The organism is Pseudomonas sp. LS-2 (assembly GCF_003605735.1).
Taxonomy (GTDB): Bacteria; Pseudomonadota; Gammaproteobacteria; order Pseudomonadales; family Pseudomonadaceae; genus Aquipseudomonas.
In genome coordinates this window covers 715,326-734,912 of record NZ_QXTJ01000039.1, presented here as the reverse complement: position 1 = coordinate 734,912, position 19,587 = coordinate 715,326, and the positions used below count along the sequence as shown (strand labels likewise).

Below are 19,587 nucleotides of genomic sequence, written 5' to 3'. Positions count from 1 at the left end.
CGCCGATCATGACGCGCTGGGGTACTGAACGCATCGTTGCCCGGCATAATCCCAAGGTCAACGAACGACACCTGCAGGAAACCGGATTGCCGGCCGATGGCCGGCTCCGACTGCTCAGCTTCAACATTCAGGTGGGCATCAGTACCGAGCGCTACCGGCATTATCTGACCCGTGGCTGGCAGCACTTGCTGCCCCACAACGGTCGCGCCGGCAATCTGCAAAAGATCGGCAACCTGCTCAGCGACTACGATCTGGTCGCTTTGCAGGAAGCCGATGGCGGCAGCCTGCGATCAGGCTATGTCAATCAAGTCGAACACCTCGCCCAGCTCGGGTCATTTCCGTACTGGCACCAGCAACTCAATCGCAATCTCGGACGTTTCGCCCAGCACAGCAATGGCGTGTTGAGCCGGTTGCGCCCGTGGGATATCGAAGACCATCCATTACCGGGCCCTGCCGGTCGCGGCGCGATTCTGGTTCGGTTCGGCGAGGGCGAAGATGCGTTGATCGTGGTGGTCATGCATCTGGCCCTGGGTGCGCGTACTCGAACCCGGCAGCTTGCATATATTCGCGAGATGATCGGCGGCTACAAGCACCAGGTGTTGATGGGCGACATGAACACCCACGCCAGCGATCTCCTGGAACTCTCTCCCCTGCGTGATCTGGGTCTGCTTGCTCCACAGATCGAGGCCACCTTCCCCAGTTGGCGACCTCAGCGTTGCCTGGATCATATCCTCCTCAGCCCGACCCTGACGCTTGAAAAAGTGCAGGTGCTGGCTCAGCCCATTTCAGATCATCTGCCGGTCGCGGTGGAGATTCGCTTGCCGGCCTCATTGATTGGGGACTCGCTGCCGATAACAAGCACATCTCCTCTCGGACCCTCGGAATGAGCGACGAAGCCCAACGCTGGAAAGAAAAATACCTCAAGAGCATCGAGCAACAAGACAGACTGGAAAAGCGCTGGAATGCGCGTCTGGACTTGCTGCGTCGAGGCCTGGTGCGTAGCAGCCTGGCGGCGGAGGGTGCTGACAAGGCGGTCGATCAGTGCATGAAGGAAATGCGCGAAGTCGTGCGCAAGGATGATATGGATGCGGGTCTGGCTGCGCTGATTCCCCGCCTGGAAAAGGCCGTGCTCGATTCCGAGCAGCGCCGCGAGAAACGCGTCGAGCAAATGGGCACGGCGCTGACCTCGCTGGTGGCGCAGTTGCAATCGCTGCCGTTGCCCCGAGAAGTCGCCAAGCCACTCAAACGCTTCGCTAAGAACCTTGAAGACCGCGTGACCCAGGCGCGGGAGCTGCCCCTGCTGTTGAGCGAGCTAAGCGGGCTGCAAGGCAAGGCGCTGTCTCAGCTCGATCATCCCGAGGAGGCCGCTCGGCCCGGTTTCCTGCAGCGGCTGTTCGGCAGTCGCGATGCTGCTGAAGGAGAAGATGCCACCCCGCCCGGTCTCCCCGCTCAGCCTGTCAGCGAAGCGCCCAAGCCAGCGCCGATCTCGGTCGTCGAGGATCACGAAGAGGACGTCGCGGCGACGGAGCGTTCAGTGCCACAAACGGCGCAATGGACCAACGAAGCGCCTTCTGATGTCGAGCTTGCCATCAGCGATGAAAAGCCTGCTCTCGAGCCGGACGTCGTCGTATCCCCTGTTCCGGATCGCGTTGGGTCTCCTGCATACGTCAAGGCAAGCGAGCCTCTGGCCAATGAGTCAGTGGGAGAGGTCGTTGAGCGTGAAGCGGCCGTTGCTGAAGTTGAAGCGCCACGGTCTGAAGAAGTCGTCGAATCGGTAGAGGGCCAAGAGGCTTTGGCGGTGGTTGGCCCAACGCCTGTCGAACCCCCTCTGGAGCCGCTTGCGGACAGCGAAGAGCAAGCCATCGAACAGGCGCAGGCCGAATCGGCTAAAGAACAGGCGCCCAATGTAGACGAAAAAAGGGAATCAGCCCTCGAGGATGAAGACTCCGACGCCCACGACGCTGTCGAGGACGATGGCTCTTTTGCGCTTCCGTCCTCGCCGGAACCCAGCTACAGCTCGGTCGCGGCACACATCGAGGAAACGCTGCTGGGTCTTCTTGACGATCTGACCCTGCCGGAGCATCACCGCCCGCAAGCCGAGGCCATGCGTGCTCGTCTGGAACATGGACTGAACTGGTACGAACTGCTGCCGATTCTCGATGATCTTGCAGTATTGATGCTGGCGATCACCGACAGTGGTCAGCATGAGTTCGAGCGCTATCTCAAGCAACTCAACGAGCGCCTTGAGTCTTTCCAGGCCAATCTTCAGGCGGCCAGTGAGGACCATGCGGGTCAACAGACCGCTTCGCGAGAGCTGAACGATCAACTGCGCGAACATGTTGGCGGCTTGCAAAGCAGCGTGCAGGAAGCGGCTGATCTGGATAGCTTGAAAAATGTGCTGGAGAGTCGACTTGAAGGCCTGCTCGGGACCATGGACGCGCACCAGAAACAGCGTGATCAGCGCGAGCAGGAGGTCGCCTCGCGCCTGCAATCGTTGGCCGGTCGTGTTGCCACAATGGAACAGGAAGCCCTTGGCTTCCGTGCGCATCTGGAAGAGCAGCGCCAGAAAGCCCTGATCGATACGCTCACCGGTCTGCCGAACCGCGCGGCCTGGAACGAGCGTCTGGATCACGAGATCGATCAGCTGCAGAAAAATCGATCCAGCCTGCTGCTGGGGATTCTCGACCTCGACCATTTCAAACGCATCAACGATGGTTACGGCCATCTCGCGGGCGACAAGGTGTTGAAAATCATCGCTTCGCAACTGAAAAAGCGCCTGCGCCCTTCGGATTTCGTGGCACGCTTTGGGGGGGAGGAGTTCGTCGTTCTTCTGCCTCATACGCAAATGGCTGATGGGCTGGCACTGCTGGAACGGCTGCGCGTGACCATCCAGGAGTGTCCGTTTCACTTCAAGGGCGAGCCCGTGACCATCACCGTTTCGATGGGCATCACGCTGTTCAAGCCCGGAGAGCGCAGCGATCTGGTGCTCAAACGTGCCGACCAGGCGCTATATCGGGCCAAGGCAGAGGGCCGAAATCGTATCGAACAGGGCTGAGGCGCTGGCCGATGAAAAGAGCCGGTTCAATTTTGAGCGAGGCACTGGCATTACGTTACACTGTTGCATTACTTGCCTATGTACTTTGCCTTTATGAAGCTCTTATCTGCCGTTTTCCTGCTGCTCATGCTCGCCGCCTGTTCCAGCGGTCCGAAGCTCGACACCAGCCACCCTTCCGTCAATTTCGACAGCCGTGCGCAGTTCGTGGTGGTGCATTACACCTCCGCGTCGCTCGACCGCTCGCTGGCGTTGCTGACCCACGGCGAGGTCAGTGCGCATTATTTGATCGGCGATGGCCCGGCCACGACCTACAAGCTGGTGGATGAAAGCCAGCGTGCGTGGCATGCCGGGGAAAGCGAGTGGGATGGCCGGACGTGGCTGAACTCCAGCAGCATCGGCATCGAGATCGTCAATCCGGGGTATCGCGACACCCCGACCGGTCGGCTTTGGTATCCCTACAGTGAGGCGCAGATCAAGGCGCTGATCGTGCTGCTCAAGGACATCGTCAAGCGCAACAGGATCGAGCCTCGCCATGTGATCGGTCACAGCGATATCGCGCCGATGCGCAAGCTCGACCCGGGCCCGCTGTTCCCCTGGAAGCGTTTGGCTCAGGAAGGGCTCGGTATCTGGCCGGACGAGCAGCAGGTTGCGCAACGTCAGGCACAGATGATCGGTGGCCTGCCGACTGCTTCGTGGTTCCAGCAACAACTGGCGTTACTGGGCTATCCGACCCCGCAAACGGGTGAGTGGGATCTTGGGACTCGCCACGTTCTGGCGGCGTTCCAGATGCACTATCGCCCGCAGAAGTTCGATGGCGAACCTGATGTGCAAAGTGCAGCTATCCTTCAGGTGCTGAACTTCAGGCACTAAATTACCCGTAACGTCGGTTTTTGGCGGGCTATTTGCGCGCTTGTTGCTATACCTCATTGGTATTCATCTGGATATCGGCCGATGTTCACGGCGTCACCGCAGCTGCGCTCAATTCTTTATCGCCCTTCTCTCCTGGCACTGCTGGCAGCGTTGTTGAGCGCTGCCGTGCTGTTGGCGGGCAGTTTCGGCCTGGCCATGCATCAGGCCAAGCAAGAAGAAAGTGCTCAGATGAATGCTCAGGGCGAGCGTTTCCTGGTGCGTCTGGAGCAGTTATTCGGTCAGCTGCGCGCCGGCCTCGACCTGTTGGAAGCCCAGCCGTTGCGGGGGTGCAGTCCGGCAATGGTCGAGCAGTTACGGCAGGTCAACTCGCGCTTTCGCTTCATTTACGAAGTCGCCTATTCGGACGGTACCCAATTCTGCTCCAGCTGGACCCGCCAGAGCATGATCGGCAAGCCCCGTGCGCCGGACATCCGTGGACCTACTTACGATTACTGGCTCAACACGTCTACGCAGCCTGATGACAACCTCGCTTCCTTGATGCTCGGCCGTGGCGAGTTCCGGGTCTCGACGTCCCGCGGGCACTTGACCGACGTGGTGGACCTGCCAGCCGGCGCAAGTCTGGTGGTGGTGCTGGATCAAGGAACCAAAGCGGTTCCGGTGCTCGGCCCAACGCAAACGTGGCCGCCGACGCCCGATTGGACGCTTACTACTGTCGAGACGCTAATCACCACCCAAGACAAGCTCATTTATCGAATGCCGACGCAAAGCCCTGAATACCAGTTGGTGTTGATTACTCCGCGTAATGGCTTGCAGCAGAAAATCACCGGGGCTTGGTGGCTGCTGGTGCCAGCCAGTGTCCTGGTGTCGCTGTGCATCGGGATTCTGGTGCTGCAACTGGTCCGGCAGCGTCAATCGCTCGGAGGCGAGCTGCACGGTGCGTTGCGTCGTGGCGAGCTGAAGGTTCTGTATCAGCCCATTTTCGACCTCAATACCCGTCTGTGTGTGGGTGCTGAGGCCTTGGTGCGCTGGCGACGACCTGACGGCACGCTGACCAGTCCTGACCTGTTTATCCCCTTGGCGGAAAACACCGGACAGATTCGTCAGATCACCGATTTCGTCCTGCAGCAGTTACTTGAGCAGCTAGGGCATCTCTTGCGCGCCAATCCGCACCTGTACGTGTCCGTCAATCTGGCCGCGTGTGACGTGATGGCTCCGCGCATCGGCCGGGTCACCGCGAAACTGCTCGCGTTGCACCGCGTGGCGCCTCGCCAGATCGCGTTTGAAGTGACGGAGCGCGGATTGGTGGACGTGGTCGTCGCGCGCAATCACCTCCAGGCCCTGCGTGACCGTGGCCATCAGGTATTGATCGACGACTTTGGCACGGGGTATTGCAGCCTTGCCTATCTGCAGACCCTACCAGTCGATTGCCTGAAGATTGACAAGGCGTTCATTGATGCACTCGGCCATGATGCGGCTAGCAGCGGGGTGGCGCCACACATCATCCGAATGGCCCATGCGCTGCAGTTGCGGGTCATCGCCGAAGGTATCGAGTTCGAGTCCCAGGCGCTGCTGCTCAAGAGCGAAGGCGTGATCTACGGGCAAGGCTGGTTGTTCGCCCGGCCGCTGAGCGCAAACAAGTTCACTGAGCTGGTGACTGGCGGACGTCGCAGTGCCGGGCGGCGGGCCGATGACGTGGCTTGAAGATCGCTATGCGGTTTTGTTGCTGGCTGCTGGCTGCTGGCCGACGGCTGTAGGAAGCGGAATCACCGAGCATCTGTCCCACTTCAATACGGAAAGCGGTTAGAGCGGCAACGCCATGTAGAACTGCGTCCCCTGCCCCGGTCTTGAGTAGACCCCCATGCGTCCGCCGTGCAGTTGCACGATTTCCTTGCACAGCGCCAGACCCAGGCCAGCCCCTCCCTTTTTACGGCCGACCTGGACGAAGGGTTCAAAGATCCGGGCCTGTTGGCCGTAGGCAATCCCTTCGCCATTGTCTTCGACACTGATGATAAGGCGTTCACCGTGTCGACGGGCTTGCAGCCGAATCAGTCCGGATTGCGGAGTATGGCGCAGCGCATTGTCCAGCAGGTTATCCAGCACCCGTTCAAGCTGCGCCTTATCGGCCTGGAGGCGTGGCAACGGTTCCTGCAAATCCAGCAACACCAGTACGTCCTGTTCCTGCGCAGATTCGGCGAAGCGTTGCCGAGTCTCGTTCAGCAGATCGCCGACATCGCAGGGGGCGAGCGTCAGTTTTTGCAGACCGTTCTGGTAACGAGAGAAATTCAGCAGGTCGTTGATCAACTGCATCAATCGCTGCATCTCTTCGTTGACGGTCTTGAGCAGGTCCGTCTCCCGTGATTCCGGCGGGAAGTGCACGCGCTCCTGCAGCAACCCGAACGCCATGTGCATGCCCGTGACCGGGGTGCGCAGTTCGTGAGAGGCCCGCAGGACGAATTCGCTGCGTACCCGTTCGAAGGCGCGCTGTTCGGTAACATCGTGAAGCACCATCACCGCGCCGAGGATGTGGCCTTTGGTATGGCTGACGGGGGTCAGGCTGTAAGTCAGCAGACGGGTTTCGCCGTCTATCTCGATGGACAGGTCCTCCGGCGCACGCTCGAGCGTCCCGCCACGCAGAACCAGGTAAAGCTGCTCATCCAGCTCCGGGCGCTGCAAGGCTTCACCCAGACCCTGGCCCAGCTTGCTTTCTTCCCAACCCAATTGTCGCTGGGCAACAGGGTTGAGGTGTTCCAGCTGACCTTGTCGATCAATCATCAGCAAACCGTCATCGATGCTGTCGAGCACGGCCTGCAACCGTTGCTGTCCGGCCAGCAGCTCATCGACGTTGGTCACCTGATGCTGACGCAACGCCTCGGCCATGATGCCGAAGCGTCGAGTGAGTTGATTCATCTCGGCCGCCGAAGAAATGGGCAACGTGACCTCGAAGTTGCCCTGCCCGATGTTGTCTGCGGCCTTCGCCAGCGCCTCGATCGGTGCACCGAAGCGGCGGGCGATGCCGTGTGCAGTGACGAATCCGATCGCCAGCACGGCCAGACCCACCAAGCCCAGAAGTGCGGCCACCCACAACGCCCGTGTGCGCGATGCGCTTTCCGCCTGACTGATGTTTTCCAACGCCTGACGATGAGCATCGAGCAACCCGTTGCGCAGCGTGTTGAAGGCATTGGTGACGGACTTGTCGTCGCTCAGCGCATTGGTCGGGTCGCTGGATCGCTGCAAGGCGCTCAAGAATTGCTGATAGTCCAGGCGCGCCTTCTCGAAGCCGCTTTGCGCATGGGTTTGCTGGTCGTGGTCGATGCCCTGCTCAAGTAGATCCTGAAACTGCTGCTGATTCTGCTCCAAGGCCGCGCGGTCCGGGGTTTCCTTCAGCAACATGACCAGTTGATCGCCCAGGTTCTGCCTCAGCTTGAGGCCGATATCCAGAGTGATGAAGTTGTGGCGAATCAACGACTCCTGGGACTTGGCCATCTGCATGACGCTGACCAGCCCCAGCAAGAGTCCCAGCAGGGCGACCGTCATCAGCGCTGAAATGCTGAGGAACAGTCGGGTGCGCAGTTTCATCGCTAACTTCATGGGCGACCTGTCACAGGTTGTACTGCTTGCGCTTGCGATACAGCGTCGAAGCGTCGATGCCCAGCGTGCGGGCGGCCTGATCGAGCGTGTCGCTGGTGGCGAGCACCGCGCCGATGTGGGCTTTTTCCAGTTCGTCCAGGCTCAATGCCGCGCCTACCCGTGGCGCGTTATTGGTCGGTTGTTCGGCCATTCCGAGGTGGCTGATCTCGACCTTTTCCTGCGGGCAGATGATGCTCGCCCGTTCGATCACGTTGCGCAGCTCACGGATGTTGCCAGGCCAGCGGTAGTTGAGCAGCGCACTGCGGGCGTCTTCGCTGAAACCTCGCGCCGGACGGCCGTACTCCTTGACGAAACGCGCCAGGAACCGATCGGCCAGCGTCAGAATGTCCTCGCCACGCTCGCGCAATGGCGGCAGGTGCAGCGTAATCACGTTGAGGCGATACAGCAGATCTTCACGGAAGCGGCCGTCGCGGACCATGTCTTCCAGATTCAGGTTGGTCGCAGCGAGGATGCGCACATCGGCCCGACGTGTCACGGGGTCACCGACGCGCTCGTATTCCTTATCCTGAATGAAGCGCAGCAGCTTGGGCTGCAGTGTCAGTGGGAAATCACCGATTTCATCAAGGAACAACGTACCGCCGTCGGCCTGATTGACCCGGCCCAGTGTGCTTTCGCTGGCGCCGGTGAACGCGCCGCGACTATGACCGAACAGCTCGCTTTCCATCAGTTCAGCGGTCAGCGATGGGCAGTTGATCGTCACGCAGGCTTTCTTGTTGCGCTTGCTCCAGCCGTGGATGGCACGGGCCAGCTCGCCTTTACCGGTCCCCGATTCGCCGAGAATCAGAATGTTGGCGTCGGTATTGGCCACCTGACGGGCCGTCTCCAGAATCGCCATCATTGAGGGGCTGTGGGAATCCAGACCGTCCTTGGGTTTACGCACTTCGCCTTCCAGCGCTTCAAGGCGAGCCGAGAGCTGGCGGACTTCCAGTTGCTTGGCTGTCGCCAGACGCAGTTGGTCCGGGCTGCAGGGTTTGACCAGATAATCAGCGGCGCCTGCCTGAATCGCATCCACTGCGGTGTCCACAGCGGAATGTGCGGTGACGATCACGACCCGCATCCAGGGCGCTTGAATGCGCATCTGCGCCAACACGTCCAGGCCATTGTCCTCCCCAAGACGCAGATCCAGGAAACACACGTCGAACACCTGACGTTGGAGCAGCGCTTCGGCCTGCGTCGCACTGTTGGCAGTGGCGACGCTGTAGCCCTCATCTTCCAGACAATAGCGGAAGGTGCGAAGGATGGCGGATTCGTCATCCACAAGCAGAATACGGCCCTGATTCTCAGCGGCTGCTTCCATTTTTCCTACGCTCCTAAATGAATGATCTTGGTTAGTCCCGGAAAAATCGGGCAAGTTGCATGGTTCATTCTGATTGATTCGATGCCAAGCATGGAAGTTATCTGCCAAAAAATCAGATAAATCATTGATCTGCCGCGTACGGCACCGAAAATCTGTGCAGCACGTCAATTGGGTGCTGTTTTCTGGATGCGCAGGGCAACAGAACGTCCGGTCAAATGAAAAGTCTCTCCAGTAGCCCTTTTTGAAATGTCTGGAGATTTGCCATGCACCCGCTCAAGAAAATCGCTCTGGCTACGGCCGCCGCTGGCCTGATCGGGATGACCCCCGTCGGCGCTCAGGCGGCTCAGAGCGATTTGCAGACTCAACTGTCCCAAGCGCGCCAGGAAGGTTCGATCTGGACGGCATTTGCATTAAATCGCCATCTGAGCCCATTCAATATCGGCGTGAAAGTCGAACAGGGAACCGCCGTTCTGACCGGCAAGGTCGAAAACCAGGTCGACAAGGACCTCGCCACCCAGATTGCGGGTGACACTCAGGGCATCAATAAGGTTGATAACCATCTGGAAATCGATCCGCAGGTTGCGGCCGAGCCGGGGACTAAGGCCAACATGGCTCAGCGGTTCGACGACGCGACGCTGACCGCCACCATCAAATCAAAACTGCTATGGAACAGCGTCACCGAGGGACTGAACATCGACGTCAGTGCTGCGAAAGGCGTGGTGACGCTCAAAGGTCAGGCCAAAGACGCTGAAGCCAAGCAACTGGCGGGCAGTCTCGCCAGCAACACCGACGGTGTCACGGAGGTGAACAATCTGATCAGCCTCAGCGCCCGCGATACCCAGGCTATCAAAGAGCAGAACGCCGCTGCTGCGAACAGCGTGCATGAAGAGTTCAGCGATGCGTGGATCACCAGCAAGGTCAAATCGAGCCTTATCTATAGCCGCAATCTCGATGGCCTGAATATAAAAGTCGAAACCAAGAGCGGGGTCGTGAATCTGGATGGTGTTGTCGCCAACTATGCCGAGAAGGAACTGGCGGTCGAGATTGCGCGAAATATCCGTGGAGTCAAAGGTGTGGATGCCGATACGTTGCGCGTCATGACCCGTAGCGCGGGGTAAGCCCTGTAGGAGCGCGCTTGCCCGTTAAACCATGTCTCAACTTTATACACGGCATATGGCAATCCCAGGCAAGCGCACTCCTTCACCATTTTCTAGTCACCGCAGGCCGCCCTGCACATTCAACCTGCTTCTTCGTGCAATACGCACGATGCCAAATGTTCAATCGTGCAGCTTGCTCGTAGGAAACCTCTCTCAAACTTTCATAACCTACTGATATTTAAGATATTTATCGCTTTTAAAAAGCTGGCACAGGGGCTGCAATATCTCAGGTAAGAAAGGTCTGAACCGTCGACCGACAAGATTGCCTGGAGCCAGCTAAATGAATACTCGATCTCTCGCCGCACTGCGTATCTCCCCACTGCACATGCAGCAAGGTTTGTTCGCCAGTCTGGCGTTGATGATCACGCTGATCGTCGTTCAGCAGTTCGCACACTGGAATCAAACTCACGAAATCACCCAGCAGATTCAGCGCTCTTACCATCACAGCGCCCCCTTCGCGGAGGCGAGTGCTCTGAAGGCCACGGATGTTGCTCTGAGTCTGCAACCGGTTGACGAAGCAGCTGCTGCCGTTGAACAAGCGCCGCGTCAGGAGAGTTGGGTCTTCTGATCTTCGAAATCAGAGACACGATCTACGTCGAGGGTCGAAACCGACATCTCGGTGTAGTTAGAAATTAAAAACAGTAAGGAGAATCACCATGTTGAGCTGGGCTATCACATTTCTGATCATCGCCATCGTCGCAGCAGTACTAGGCTTCGGTGGTATCGCAGGCACTGCCACGGGTATCGCCAAGATCCTCTTCGTCGTGTTTCTGGTGATGTTCGTCGTGTCCTTCTTCTTTGGTCGTCGCGGACGGGGTTAACGATGGTCCGCAAGCCTTTCCATGCAGTGACGCTGGCGCTCTTGACGAGCGCCAGCGCCATGGCAATGGCGGCAAACGACGGTCAGGCGAGGGTCAGCGAGCTTTTGGGCTCTGACCCTGAATATCGCGAGACCTGGTCAAGTGTCGTAAAGAAAGAAGAGCGTTTACCCGATTGGGTGATCAATCTGTCCGGTGCTTCGGAACAGATGAACGCGGTGACCGAGGATGGTGACAAATACCTGGTAGGGCCTCTCTGTGAAACCCAGGACACGTGCATCAACAAACGGCTCATCGTCGCGTTCAGCCTGGATAAGGAACATGCCTACGCCATGTTGGTAGAGGTGCCCGCTGGCCTGCCGGCTGACAAATCGCCGACTCGCCACGCTGACTACCGTTTCCTCGGCAAGCCCGATGAAGGGATGCAAGGCCTTCTGAAGGAACAGCTGAAGAAGGATCCTAACTGGTACTGATTCAAATGACGGAAGACCGAGTGAGTCGGGTCTTCCCGTAAGCCGCGCAGCCCGAGGAGGGTATGCGCGTGACCAAGGGGCCGGGACGTTCTGACCAATGGAATGGTTGAAGCGGCCCAGGTGTACAGGGAGTACTCCCATTCGTGGGCCGGGTCAGGAAGCCGCAACGCAAGCCCATCTTCAGGTCCGCTTTCAAGCAAGCCGCGACCCGAATATGGGCTTGTGACGCGCAAATCTCGCAGTTTCTCTGGTCACTTCTTTGTGTCGATTTTCAGGGTCGTAGCCCTGCACCATCCCTCTAGCGGTCTGGCTTGCCGGCACGCGCGTGTTTAAAAAATGTCACGCGGGCAGGCCGTGCGTCTACAGGTCTGCGAGTTCGTTGACCGTATATCGAGAAAATAGGCTACTCAAAGGCATCTCAGTCGGCGGTGACCATTTAGTCATGTGCCCCCCTCCTCGTTACCCACATCTCTCTGCAGGCGACGTTTTAGCCACATCTCAGCATAAATCCACATCCAATTCATGCCTTCTTTTGGGGCGTTGTCTCCTAACCTATTGATTTTCTTCATGCCGATTCGGCATGGGGTAGTCATTTACGGCATTAGACGTTAATGGCCTGGATAGGAATAGTTGCGCCCTTTTTCCGCCTGCCGAGAGCTTGGATGCTCATTTGCAGTGACCTTCTGGACAGATCCAAGGGCATCCACGCTTCGACACTGCTTTATTTAGAGCGACCTCGAATGCGTCGGTGAGAAATGTCCACGCCAACGACAACAAGGTTAATGACATGAAGAAGGCAAAACTGAGCCTCGCCTGGCAGATCCTCATCGGTCTGGTACTCGGGATCGCGCTTGGCGCAGTGCTTAACCACTTCAGCGCCGAGAAAGCCTGGTGGATCAGCAATATTCTGCAGCCAGCGGGTGACATCTTTATCCGCCTGATCAAGATGATCGTCATCCCTATCGTGATCTCGTCGCTGATTGTCGGCATCGCGGGCGTAGGCGACGCGAAAAAGCTGGGTCGCATCGGCCTGAAGACCATCCTGTACTTCGAAGTCGTGACCACCATCGCTATCGTCGTCGGTCTTTTGCTGGCTAACGTTTTCCATCCAGGCACCGGCATCGACATGAGCACGCTGGGCACCGTGGACATCTCGCAGTACGAGAAGACCACGGCCGAAGTGCAGCATGATCACGCGTTCATCGCGACAATCCTGAACCTGATTCCGTCGAACATCTTTGCCGCGATCTCCCGTGGCGACATGCTGCCGATCATCTTCTTCTCGGTGTTCTTCGGTCTGGGGCTGTCCAGCCTCAACGCCGAAGTGCGTGAGCCGCTGGTCAAGGTTTTCCAGGGTGTCTCGGAGACCATGTTCAAGGTCACTCACATGATCATGAACTATGCACCGATCGGGGTTTTCGCACTCATCGCCGTGACCGTCGCCAACTTCGGGTTTGCCTCATTGCTGCCGCTGGCCAAGCTGGTGATTCTGGTTTACGTCGCCATCGCCTTCTTCGCCTTTGTGGTGCTGGGTCTGATCGCCCGCCTGTTTGGCTTCTCGGTGATGAAGCTGATGCGCATCTTCAAGGATGAGCTGGTGCTGGCCTATTCCACCGCCAGTTCCGAAACCGTGCTGCCGCGTGTCATCGAGAAAATGGAAGCCTATGGCGCGCCGAAGGCAATCAGCAGCTTCGTGGTGCCGACCGGTTACTCGTTCAACCTCGACGGCTCGACTCTCTACCAGAGCATCGCGGCACTGTTCATCGCCCAGCTTTACGGCATCGACCTGTCAATTGGTCAGCAGGTCATGCTGGTCCTGACGCTGATGGTCACCTCCAAGGGCATCGCAGGCGTACCGGGCGTATCGTTCGTCGTATTGCTGGCGACACTGGGCAGCGTTGGCATTCCGCTGGAGGGCCTGGCGTTCATCGCCGGTGTCGACCGGATCATGGACATGGCCCGTACCGCGCTGAACGTGATCGGCAATGCGCTGGCCGTTCTGGTCATCGCGCGCTGGGAAGGCATGTACGACGACGCCAAGGGTGAGCGCTACTGGAACTCCCTGCCCCACTGGCGCAGCAAGGAATCGCTGCCACCAGGTCAGTCGTCGGTGGATTGATGGCCGGATAGCTTGAACACAAACCCTGCCCAGTGCGGGGTTTGTTGTTTATGGCGAATGAGTGACCTGTACCCCTGCGCCAGCAAGCCGGACAGCTACGAGACGGGAAGTGTTGCGTGGGGTTTGTTGTTTTGCCCCTCGCCGCTATCATCCCCGCATCTTGCGAGGGGAATGACTGATGCTTAACGGCCTATGGCTTGGTTTTTTTGCGGTTGCGGCAGTTTCCGCACTGGCTCAATGGCTGATTGGCGGTAACTCCGGGATCTTTGCCGCGATGGTGGAAAGCATCTTTGCCATGGCCAAGCTCTCCGTGGAGGTCATGGTCGTGCTGTTCGGCACGCTGACTCTGTGGCTGGGCTTCCTCAACATCGCGCAGAAAGCCGGTATCGTCGACTGGCTGGCGAAAGTACTGGGTCCGCTGTTCCGTCGCCTGATGCCGGAAGTCCCACCCGGCCATCCGGCACTGGGCCTGATCACGCTGAATTTCGCGGCCAACGCCCTGGGGCTGGATAACGCCGCCACCCCCATTGGCCTCAAGGCCATGCGCGCGTTGCAGGAGCTCAACCCTAGTCAGACGGTGGCGAGTAACGCGCAGATTCTGTTTCTGGTGCTCAACGCCTCGTCGCTGACTCTGCTGCCGGTGACCATCTTCGTCTATCGCGCACAGCAGGGGGCGGTCGATCCAACGCTGGTCTTCCTCCCGATTCTGCTGGCGACCAGCGCCTCGACGCTGGTCGGCCTGCTGTCGGTAGCGGTCATGCAGCGCCTGCGATTGTGGGACCCGGTAGTGTTGGCCTATCTGATTCCAGGTGCATTGCTGCTGGGCGGCTTCATGGCGGTTCTTGCCGGATTGTCGGCTACCGCGCTGGCAAGCCTGTCGTCAGTGCTTGGCAACCTGACCCTGTTCGGCATCATCATGGTGTTTCTGGTGGTCGGCGCGCTGCGCAAGGTCAAGGTCTACGAAACGTTCGTGGAGGGGGCCAAAGAAGGCTTCGATGTTGCCAAGAGCCTGTTGCCGTATCTGGTGGCGATGCTGTGCGCGGTGGGGGTGCTTCGGGCCTCGGGTGCGTTGGACTTCGCGCTGGAAGGCATCCGCCACGTCATCCAGTGGATGGGCCTGGACACCCGCTTCGTCGATGCCTTGCCCACTGCCCTGGTCAAGCCGTTTTCTGGGAGCGCAGCGCGGGCGATGCTGATCGAGACCATGAAAAGCCAAGGCGTCGACAGCTTTCCAGCGCTCATAGCCGCGACCATTCAGGGCAGCACCGAAACCACTTTTTATGTGCTGGCGGTGTACTTCGGCGCCGTCGGCATTCAGCGAGCGCGCCACGCCGTGGGCTGCGCACTGCTGGCTGAGCTGGCCGGCGTGATCGCCGCGATCTTCGTCTGTTACTGGTTCTTCGGCTCAGCGGTATAACGCCGCTGACCCTGATCCACGGTCCATTGCAGCACTTGGGCGGTCAGCGTATCGCTGGCTTGCCCAAAGCCGGCCACAACGGCTGAGACTTGCTTGTCAGCGACTGGCTGATGCACTTCGAAGCGTCGACTGGCGACGATGCGTTGGCGATCATCGGCCAGACGCGCATCCAGACGGATCACCACTTCGATAGCCTGGCCGCGATACTCGCTCTGGAACGCCTGCAACTCCCCGCCCAGCTCGAAATCCGCCTGCAGATTGCTGTCATCGGTGCTGATCGATTGCACGCGTCCGTCCCGATAGAAGGCATCGGTCAGGCGGTTACGCAGCAACACCGGCGCCGGATCGCTCCAGCGCGCGCCCTTATAGCTGCTGATCACGTCGCCTTGTGGAATGACTGCAATGCGCGGGCTGTCGAGGGTTTCACTCGATTTTGGCTTCGCTACGCGCAACGACCAGGGCGCGGGCGTCGCTGCCTTGCTGATGGTTGCTGCGGTCGGCAGGCGATAGACATCCGACGGCTCCTGCTCGGGAAGAATGGAACAGGCGCCCAGTGCCAGCAATGCGCTCACCATCAACAGTCGGGTAAATGGGTGACTGGCAAGCCTCATGGCTCGAACTCCTTGTTCTTGTCGCTACCGAGCAGGTAGCCGCTGGGGTTGGCGTTCAGACTGCGAGAGATGGTTTTGAGCGAAGTGAGGGTTTCACGAAGTTCACGGATAGCCGGGCCCAGTTCACCCAAACCCTGCAATCCGCCGTCGACCGAGTTCTTGTTGGCTTTGATCAACTGATTGATCGTGTCCGTGCTCTGTTGCAGCGAAACCATGGCAGCCTGACCCGTTGCAATTGCCTGCTTTCCGTCCACTGTGAACAACACATTGGCGTTACGCATCGCGGTAGAGGTCTGGTCCAGCGTGGTGCTGGCCTGCTTGCTCAACGCCAGCAATTGCTTGAGGGTCTGGCGGATGTCCTCGCGCTCGTCGGCGATCACCGCAGTGGCCTGTTCCAGATGCTCCAGGGTGTTGCTCATCGCCTGAACGTTTCTGGATGACAGGAGTTCGTTGGCGTTGTGCAGCAAGACGTTGATGCCGGTCAGCAGATCGTTGCTGTCATTGAGCAGTCGCGAGATGGGTGACGGCGACGCGATGATCACCGGCAGATTTCCATCCTCGCCCTTGAGTTCTTCGCTCTGGGGCGTGCCGCCGCTGAGTTGAATGATCGATGTGCCGGTGATGCCGGCGAGCGCGAGCTTGGCGAAGGTGTCGCGTTTGATCGGGGTATCCCCGGCGACGCGAATCTGAGCCAGCACGCGGCGGGGGTCCTTCGGGTCCAGACGCAGTTGAGCCACGTCGCCGACCTTGATGCCGTTGTACTGAACCGGGCTTCCCCGCGACAGACCGGTGACAGCCTCATTGAACACGACCTGATAATCCTTGAACGCGGTGTCGACGCTGGATTTGGCCAGCCACAGGCCGAACAGCAGCGCTGCCGCGACCACGATTACCGTGAACAGGCCGATCAAAACGTGATGGGCGCGGGTTTCCATCATGAGACCTCTTGTGGGTGGGTGGCCGCTGCATAGGCCGAGCGGCCGCGCGGGCCATGAAAGTATTCGTGAATCCAATCGTCCTTGTAGGCCGAGACCTTGTCGATGCTATCGGCCACCAACACGCGTTTCTGAGAGAGCACCGCAACGCGGTCGGTAATGGTGTACAGCGTGTCCAGATCGTGAGTCACCATGAACACACTCAGGCCCAGCGCATCGCGCAGGGTCAGGATCAATTGGTCGAATGCACCAGCCCCGATGGGATCAAGCCCGGCTGTGGGCTCATCGAGAAACAGGATGTCCGGGTCCAGCGCCAACGCCCGGGCCAGTGCGGCGCGTTTGATCATGCCTCCGGAAAGTGACGCGGGGTATTTGTGCGCGGCCGACAACGGCAGGCCGGCGAGCGCCATCTTGATCCCCGCCAGGTGCTCGGCTTCTTCGCGACTCAGTCCGGCGTGTTCGATCAGCGGCAAAGCGACGTTCTCTGTGATGGTCAGCGACGAGAACAAGGCGCCTTTCTGAAACAGCACTCCAAAACGTCGCTCAACCTGAGAGCGGGCCTTGTCTGACAGATTCAGCAGATCCTGGCCCAACACCCGGACGTTACCTTCAGCGGGTCGCTGCAAGCCGACGATGCTGCGCAGCAACACCGATTTACCGCTGCCCGAGCCCCCGACGACCCCGAGAACTTCCCCGCGATACAAATCCAGATCGAGGTTTTCGTGGACCACCTGTGGTCCGAACCGATTGCACAGGCCGCGCACCTGAATCACGGCTTCACTGGGTTGCACGCAACGTCGGGTCACCAGCCCATCTCCATGAAAAACATCGCCGCCACCGCGTCCAGCACGATGACGACGAAAATCGACTGCACCACGCTCGATGTCGTGTGAGCCCCCACCGATTCAGCGCTGCCCTCGACTTTGAAACCTTCCAGGCAGCCGATTGCGGCAATGAAGAAGGCAAAGATCGGCGCTTTGACGATCCCCACCAGAAAATGCTGAACGCCGATGTCGGCCTGCATCAGCGAGAGGAACATCGCGGGTGAGATACCCAATGACAACGCGCACACCATCCCACCGCCAACGATGCCGCATATCATCGCCAGAAACGTCAGCATTGGCAGTGAGATGAGCAATGCGAGGACGCGAGGCAGCACCAGAAGCTCTGTAGGGCTAAGCCCCAGGGTCTGAAGCGCATCGAGCTCTTCGTTGGCCTTCATCGAACCGATCTGTGCCGTGAAGGCACTGGCGGTACGGCCGGCCAGAAGAATCGCGGTCAACAGCACGGCGAATTCGCGCAAGAAAGAAAACCCGATCAGGTCAACCGTGAAGATCGTCGCGCCGAAGGCCTTGAGCACCGTGGCCCCCAGAAACGCCACCACCGCGCCGACCATGAAGGTCAGGAGGGCAACGATGGGCGCGGCGTCCAGGCCGATCTGCTCGATATGGGCAATGACGGACGTCGTGCGCCAGCGCTTGGGTCGGAACAGGGTGGTGACGAAGGTTTGCAGGATCAGGCCGATAAAACCCAGCAACTGCAAGGTGTCCCGCCAGATCACTTCAACTGCCGAGCCGATACGTGCGAGCAATTGGGTGCCGACCGCGACTTCCGGATCCTTGACTGGCTGGCAGTAGTCGCAAAGCGCACTCTGAATCGTCTGCATCAGAGCGCGGCTGGATTCGGGCAGATTGGGCGCCTGAACCGCCAGCAAACGCAGGCGTTGAACCCCCAACAGCTCGACGAGCAGCGATGCTCCTGCGGTATCCAGTGCGCCTAACTCGTTCATGTCGACGTGCGTGGCAGCACCGAAACCGGCACTCAGCGAGTCGGTCTGGCGTTTGAGTTCGTGGTAATGGGCAAGCGTCCAGTCCCCGGAAATCCGCAGTTGAGCGGGGTCGGTCGAGGTGTCCAGGGTGACGCTGCCGCTAACCGCCGGTGGTTTGTGTGCAAGGGTGATCGATGGGGTCATGGCGACGAGCTTAGTTGTTTTTGGTCGGGGCGGTTGGGCTCGCTGCTGGCGGATTGTCCTCGGGCTTTTTCGAGCCGGTGTCACGGGTGCCCGACGCGTCTGCCCCGGGCTTCAGACCGGCAGGGGTGATCCTTTTGCGGGTGACCGCAGGCTGGTCAGTATCCGTGACTTCGAAGCGCAAAACACCGATCATCTGGCCATCCTCTGTCAGCACCCTGACCTGCCATTTGCCGAGTACGTCCGGCGGAAAATTCTGCTTGTGTGTCCACGCGCGATAGCCTTCCTTACGTCCGCCATGGATGTCTAGAGCAATTCGATCAACTTCTTCGCCATTGTGGCGCCAAACGTGATAAATCCGCTCATCCAGACCCCGAGGTGCGTTGATCGAGGTGTAGGCATACAGCCCGGCACTGCGTAGTTGGTTCACACCGATCTGTTCAATGCTTTCGCCTGGCGTGCGGTTCTGGTTATCGAACTGAGTGCTGACCGCCACCTCGGTCAGCCATAGCGTCGCGGGCGGCACCCAGGAGCGCAGCATCCAGCCAGCCGCGCCAATGGCAAGGGTCATGGCAATGAGGCCCAATCCGCGTTTCCAGCTATTGATGGGAAAGCCTGATGCCAGACTCGGAAACGACAGCAGCATTGCGGTGATCAGCGAAAGTTTGTAGCTCTCGGCGGTAGTCAGATGAAGAATGATCGGCAGTGCAGTCAGCAAGGCGGCGAATAACGTCAGCGTGTGCAACGCCATGAACAGCCACCGGCGCGGCGCGAGCCACTTGTAGTACAGCGGGTCGGTGATGGAAATCAGTCCGGCGCCAGCCAGTATGCCTGTGAATACGAGCTGTCCACTGTTCCACGTCGTGGTGATGAAGAAGAACGGCAGGACGAAGAACAGACTTTCCTGGTGGATCATCTGCGTGGCGTAGCGCAGCAACGGCTGAGGAATTTCGCGTTTGAACAGTTTGGCAATCAGCGCTACGGCGTTGTTTTCCACCATTAACCAGACCCAACTGACCAGCATGATCACCGCGATCCAGGTTGCGAGCTTTGCCTGTCGATCCACCAGAATGAAGCTGCCGATGCCCGAGCAGAAACCGAAGAACGCAATAAGGCCGGGATAGCGCTTGATGAACTCCAGTACGCGCTGTACCAGGGAGTTCTGCATGATGGCGTTTAAGTCCGGCATGTCGGTGATCACTATGGCAGTAGGGAAAA

Annotated in this window: 17 protein-coding genes; 10 read left to right on the top strand and 7 right to left on the bottom strand. The window is 59.1% G+C overall.

Features of this window, described 5'->3' with window-relative positions; genetic code table 11:
- The first annotated feature begins 8 nt into the window (after window positions 1–8).
- From D3M70_RS24610 to D3M70_RS24595, 4 genes are all read left to right on the top strand, one after another.
- The gene (locus tag D3M70_RS24610; protein ID WP_120128194.1) at window positions 9–887 is read left to right on the top strand and encodes an endonuclease/exonuclease/phosphatase family protein; all 879 of its coding nucleotides are present in this window, start codon (window positions 9–11) and stop codon (window positions 885–887) included.
- Window positions 884–3,055 carry a GGDEF domain-containing protein gene (locus tag D3M70_RS24605; protein WP_120128193.1) on the top strand — a complete coding sequence of 724 codons (2,172 nt, stop codon included), beginning with the start codon at window positions 884–886 and terminating at the stop codon, window positions 3,053–3,055. Before D3M70_RS24610 ends, D3M70_RS24605 begins: the two co-directional genes overlap by 4 nt.
- A 93-nt stretch (window positions 3,056–3,148) precedes the next feature.
- Window positions 3,149–3,925 carry an N-acetylmuramoyl-L-alanine amidase gene (locus D3M70_RS24600; protein ID WP_120128424.1) on the top strand — a complete coding sequence of 259 codons (777 nt, stop codon included), beginning with the start codon at window positions 3,149–3,151 and terminating at the stop codon, window positions 3,923–3,925.
- An 81-nt stretch (window positions 3,926–4,006) separates the two neighbouring features.
- Window positions 4,007–5,626: an EAL domain-containing protein gene (locus tag D3M70_RS24595; RefSeq protein WP_120128192.1), complete on the top strand. Its 1,620-nt coding sequence runs from the start codon at window positions 4,007–4,009 to the stop codon at window positions 5,624–5,626.
- Between the two features lie 99 nt (window positions 5,627–5,725).
- Here D3M70_RS24595 and D3M70_RS24590 read toward each other — a convergent pair whose 3' ends face one another.
- Together D3M70_RS24590 and algB are read right to left on the bottom strand one after the other, a co-directional pair.
- The gene (locus D3M70_RS24590) at window positions 5,726–7,513 is read right to left on the bottom strand and encodes a KinB sensor domain-containing domain (RefSeq protein ID WP_120128191.1); all 1,788 of its coding nucleotides are present in this window, start codon (window positions 7,511–7,513) and stop codon (window positions 5,726–5,728) included.
- Window positions 7,514–7,523: 10 nt separating this feature from the next.
- The gene (gene algB, locus D3M70_RS24585; RefSeq protein ID WP_120128190.1) at window positions 7,524–8,870 is read right to left on the bottom strand and encodes a sigma-54-dependent response regulator transcription factor AlgB; all 1,347 of its coding nucleotides are present in this window, start codon (window positions 8,868–8,870) and stop codon (window positions 7,524–7,526) included.
- A gap of 263 nt (window positions 8,871–9,133) precedes the next feature.
- On the opposite strand from algB, the gene D3M70_RS24580 reads away from it, so the two are divergent.
- The 6 genes from D3M70_RS24580 to D3M70_RS24555 all read left to right on the top strand — a co-directional run bounded on the left by D3M70_RS24580 (window position 9,134) and on the right by D3M70_RS24555 (window position 14,854).
- Window positions 9,134–9,988 (top strand): BON domain-containing protein, encoded by an 855-nt coding sequence (locus tag D3M70_RS24580; RefSeq protein ID WP_120128188.1) that lies wholly within the window; start codon window positions 9,134–9,136, stop codon window positions 9,986–9,988.
- A 319-nt stretch (window positions 9,989–10,307) separates the two neighbouring features.
- Window positions 10,308–10,595 carry a hypothetical protein gene (locus tag D3M70_RS24575; RefSeq protein WP_120128187.1) on the top strand — a complete coding sequence of 96 codons (288 nt, stop codon included), beginning with the start codon at window positions 10,308–10,310 and terminating at the stop codon, window positions 10,593–10,595.
- 88 nt (window positions 10,596–10,683) lie between these two features.
- Complete coding sequence (locus D3M70_RS24570; RefSeq protein ID WP_002555679.1) at window positions 10,684–10,848, top strand: DUF1328 domain-containing protein; 165 nt, start codon at window positions 10,684–10,686, stop codon at window positions 10,846–10,848.
- Window positions 10,849–10,850: 2 nt separating this feature from the next.
- Window positions 10,851–11,318 (top strand): inhibitor of vertebrate lysozyme family protein, encoded by a 468-nt coding sequence (locus D3M70_RS24565; protein ID WP_120128186.1) that lies wholly within the window; start codon window positions 10,851–10,853, stop codon window positions 11,316–11,318.
- A gap of 787 nt (window positions 11,319–12,105) precedes the next feature.
- Entirely contained in the window at window positions 12,106–13,437 is a 1,332-nt protein-coding gene (gene gltP / locus D3M70_RS24560; protein WP_120128185.1) for a glutamate/aspartate:proton symporter GltP, read from the top strand.
- Window positions 13,438–13,615: 178 nt separating this feature from the next.
- Window positions 13,616–14,854: a nucleoside recognition domain-containing protein gene (locus D3M70_RS24555; RefSeq protein WP_120128184.1), complete on the top strand. Its 1,239-nt coding sequence runs from the start codon at window positions 13,616–13,618 to the stop codon at window positions 14,852–14,854.
- Here the strand turns inward: D3M70_RS24555 and D3M70_RS24550 are convergent.
- The 5 genes from D3M70_RS24550 to D3M70_RS32395 form a co-directional block, all read right to left on the bottom strand.
- Window positions 14,827–15,465: an ABC-type transport auxiliary lipoprotein family protein gene (locus D3M70_RS24550; RefSeq protein WP_120128182.1), complete on the bottom strand. Its 639-nt coding sequence runs from the start codon at window positions 15,463–15,465 to the stop codon at window positions 14,827–14,829. The two genes, D3M70_RS24555 and D3M70_RS24550, sit on opposite strands and share 28 nt — an antisense overlap.
- Window positions 15,462–16,400, bottom strand: coding sequence for an MlaD family protein (locus D3M70_RS24545; protein ID WP_120128181.1), 939 nt, complete (start codon window positions 16,398–16,400; stop codon window positions 15,462–15,464). Before D3M70_RS24545 ends, D3M70_RS24550 begins: the two co-directional genes overlap by 4 nt.
- Window positions 16,400–17,191 carry an ABC transporter ATP-binding protein gene (locus D3M70_RS24540; protein ID WP_375233037.1) on the bottom strand — a complete coding sequence of 264 codons (792 nt, stop codon included), beginning with the start codon at window positions 17,189–17,191 and terminating at the stop codon, window positions 16,400–16,402. The genes D3M70_RS24545 and D3M70_RS24540 overlap by 1 nt, the downstream gene beginning before the upstream one ends.
- An 11-nt stretch (window positions 17,192–17,202) precedes the next feature.
- The gene (locus D3M70_RS24535) at window positions 17,203–18,372 is read right to left on the bottom strand and encodes an ABC transporter permease (protein WP_120128177.1); all 1,170 of its coding nucleotides are present in this window, start codon (window positions 18,370–18,372) and stop codon (window positions 17,203–17,205) included.
- Between the two features lie 10 nt (window positions 18,373–18,382).
- A partial coding sequence (locus D3M70_RS32395; RefSeq protein ID WP_218568447.1) for a DUF5924 family protein occupies window positions 18,383–19,587 on the bottom strand: 1,205 nt, incomplete at its 5' end.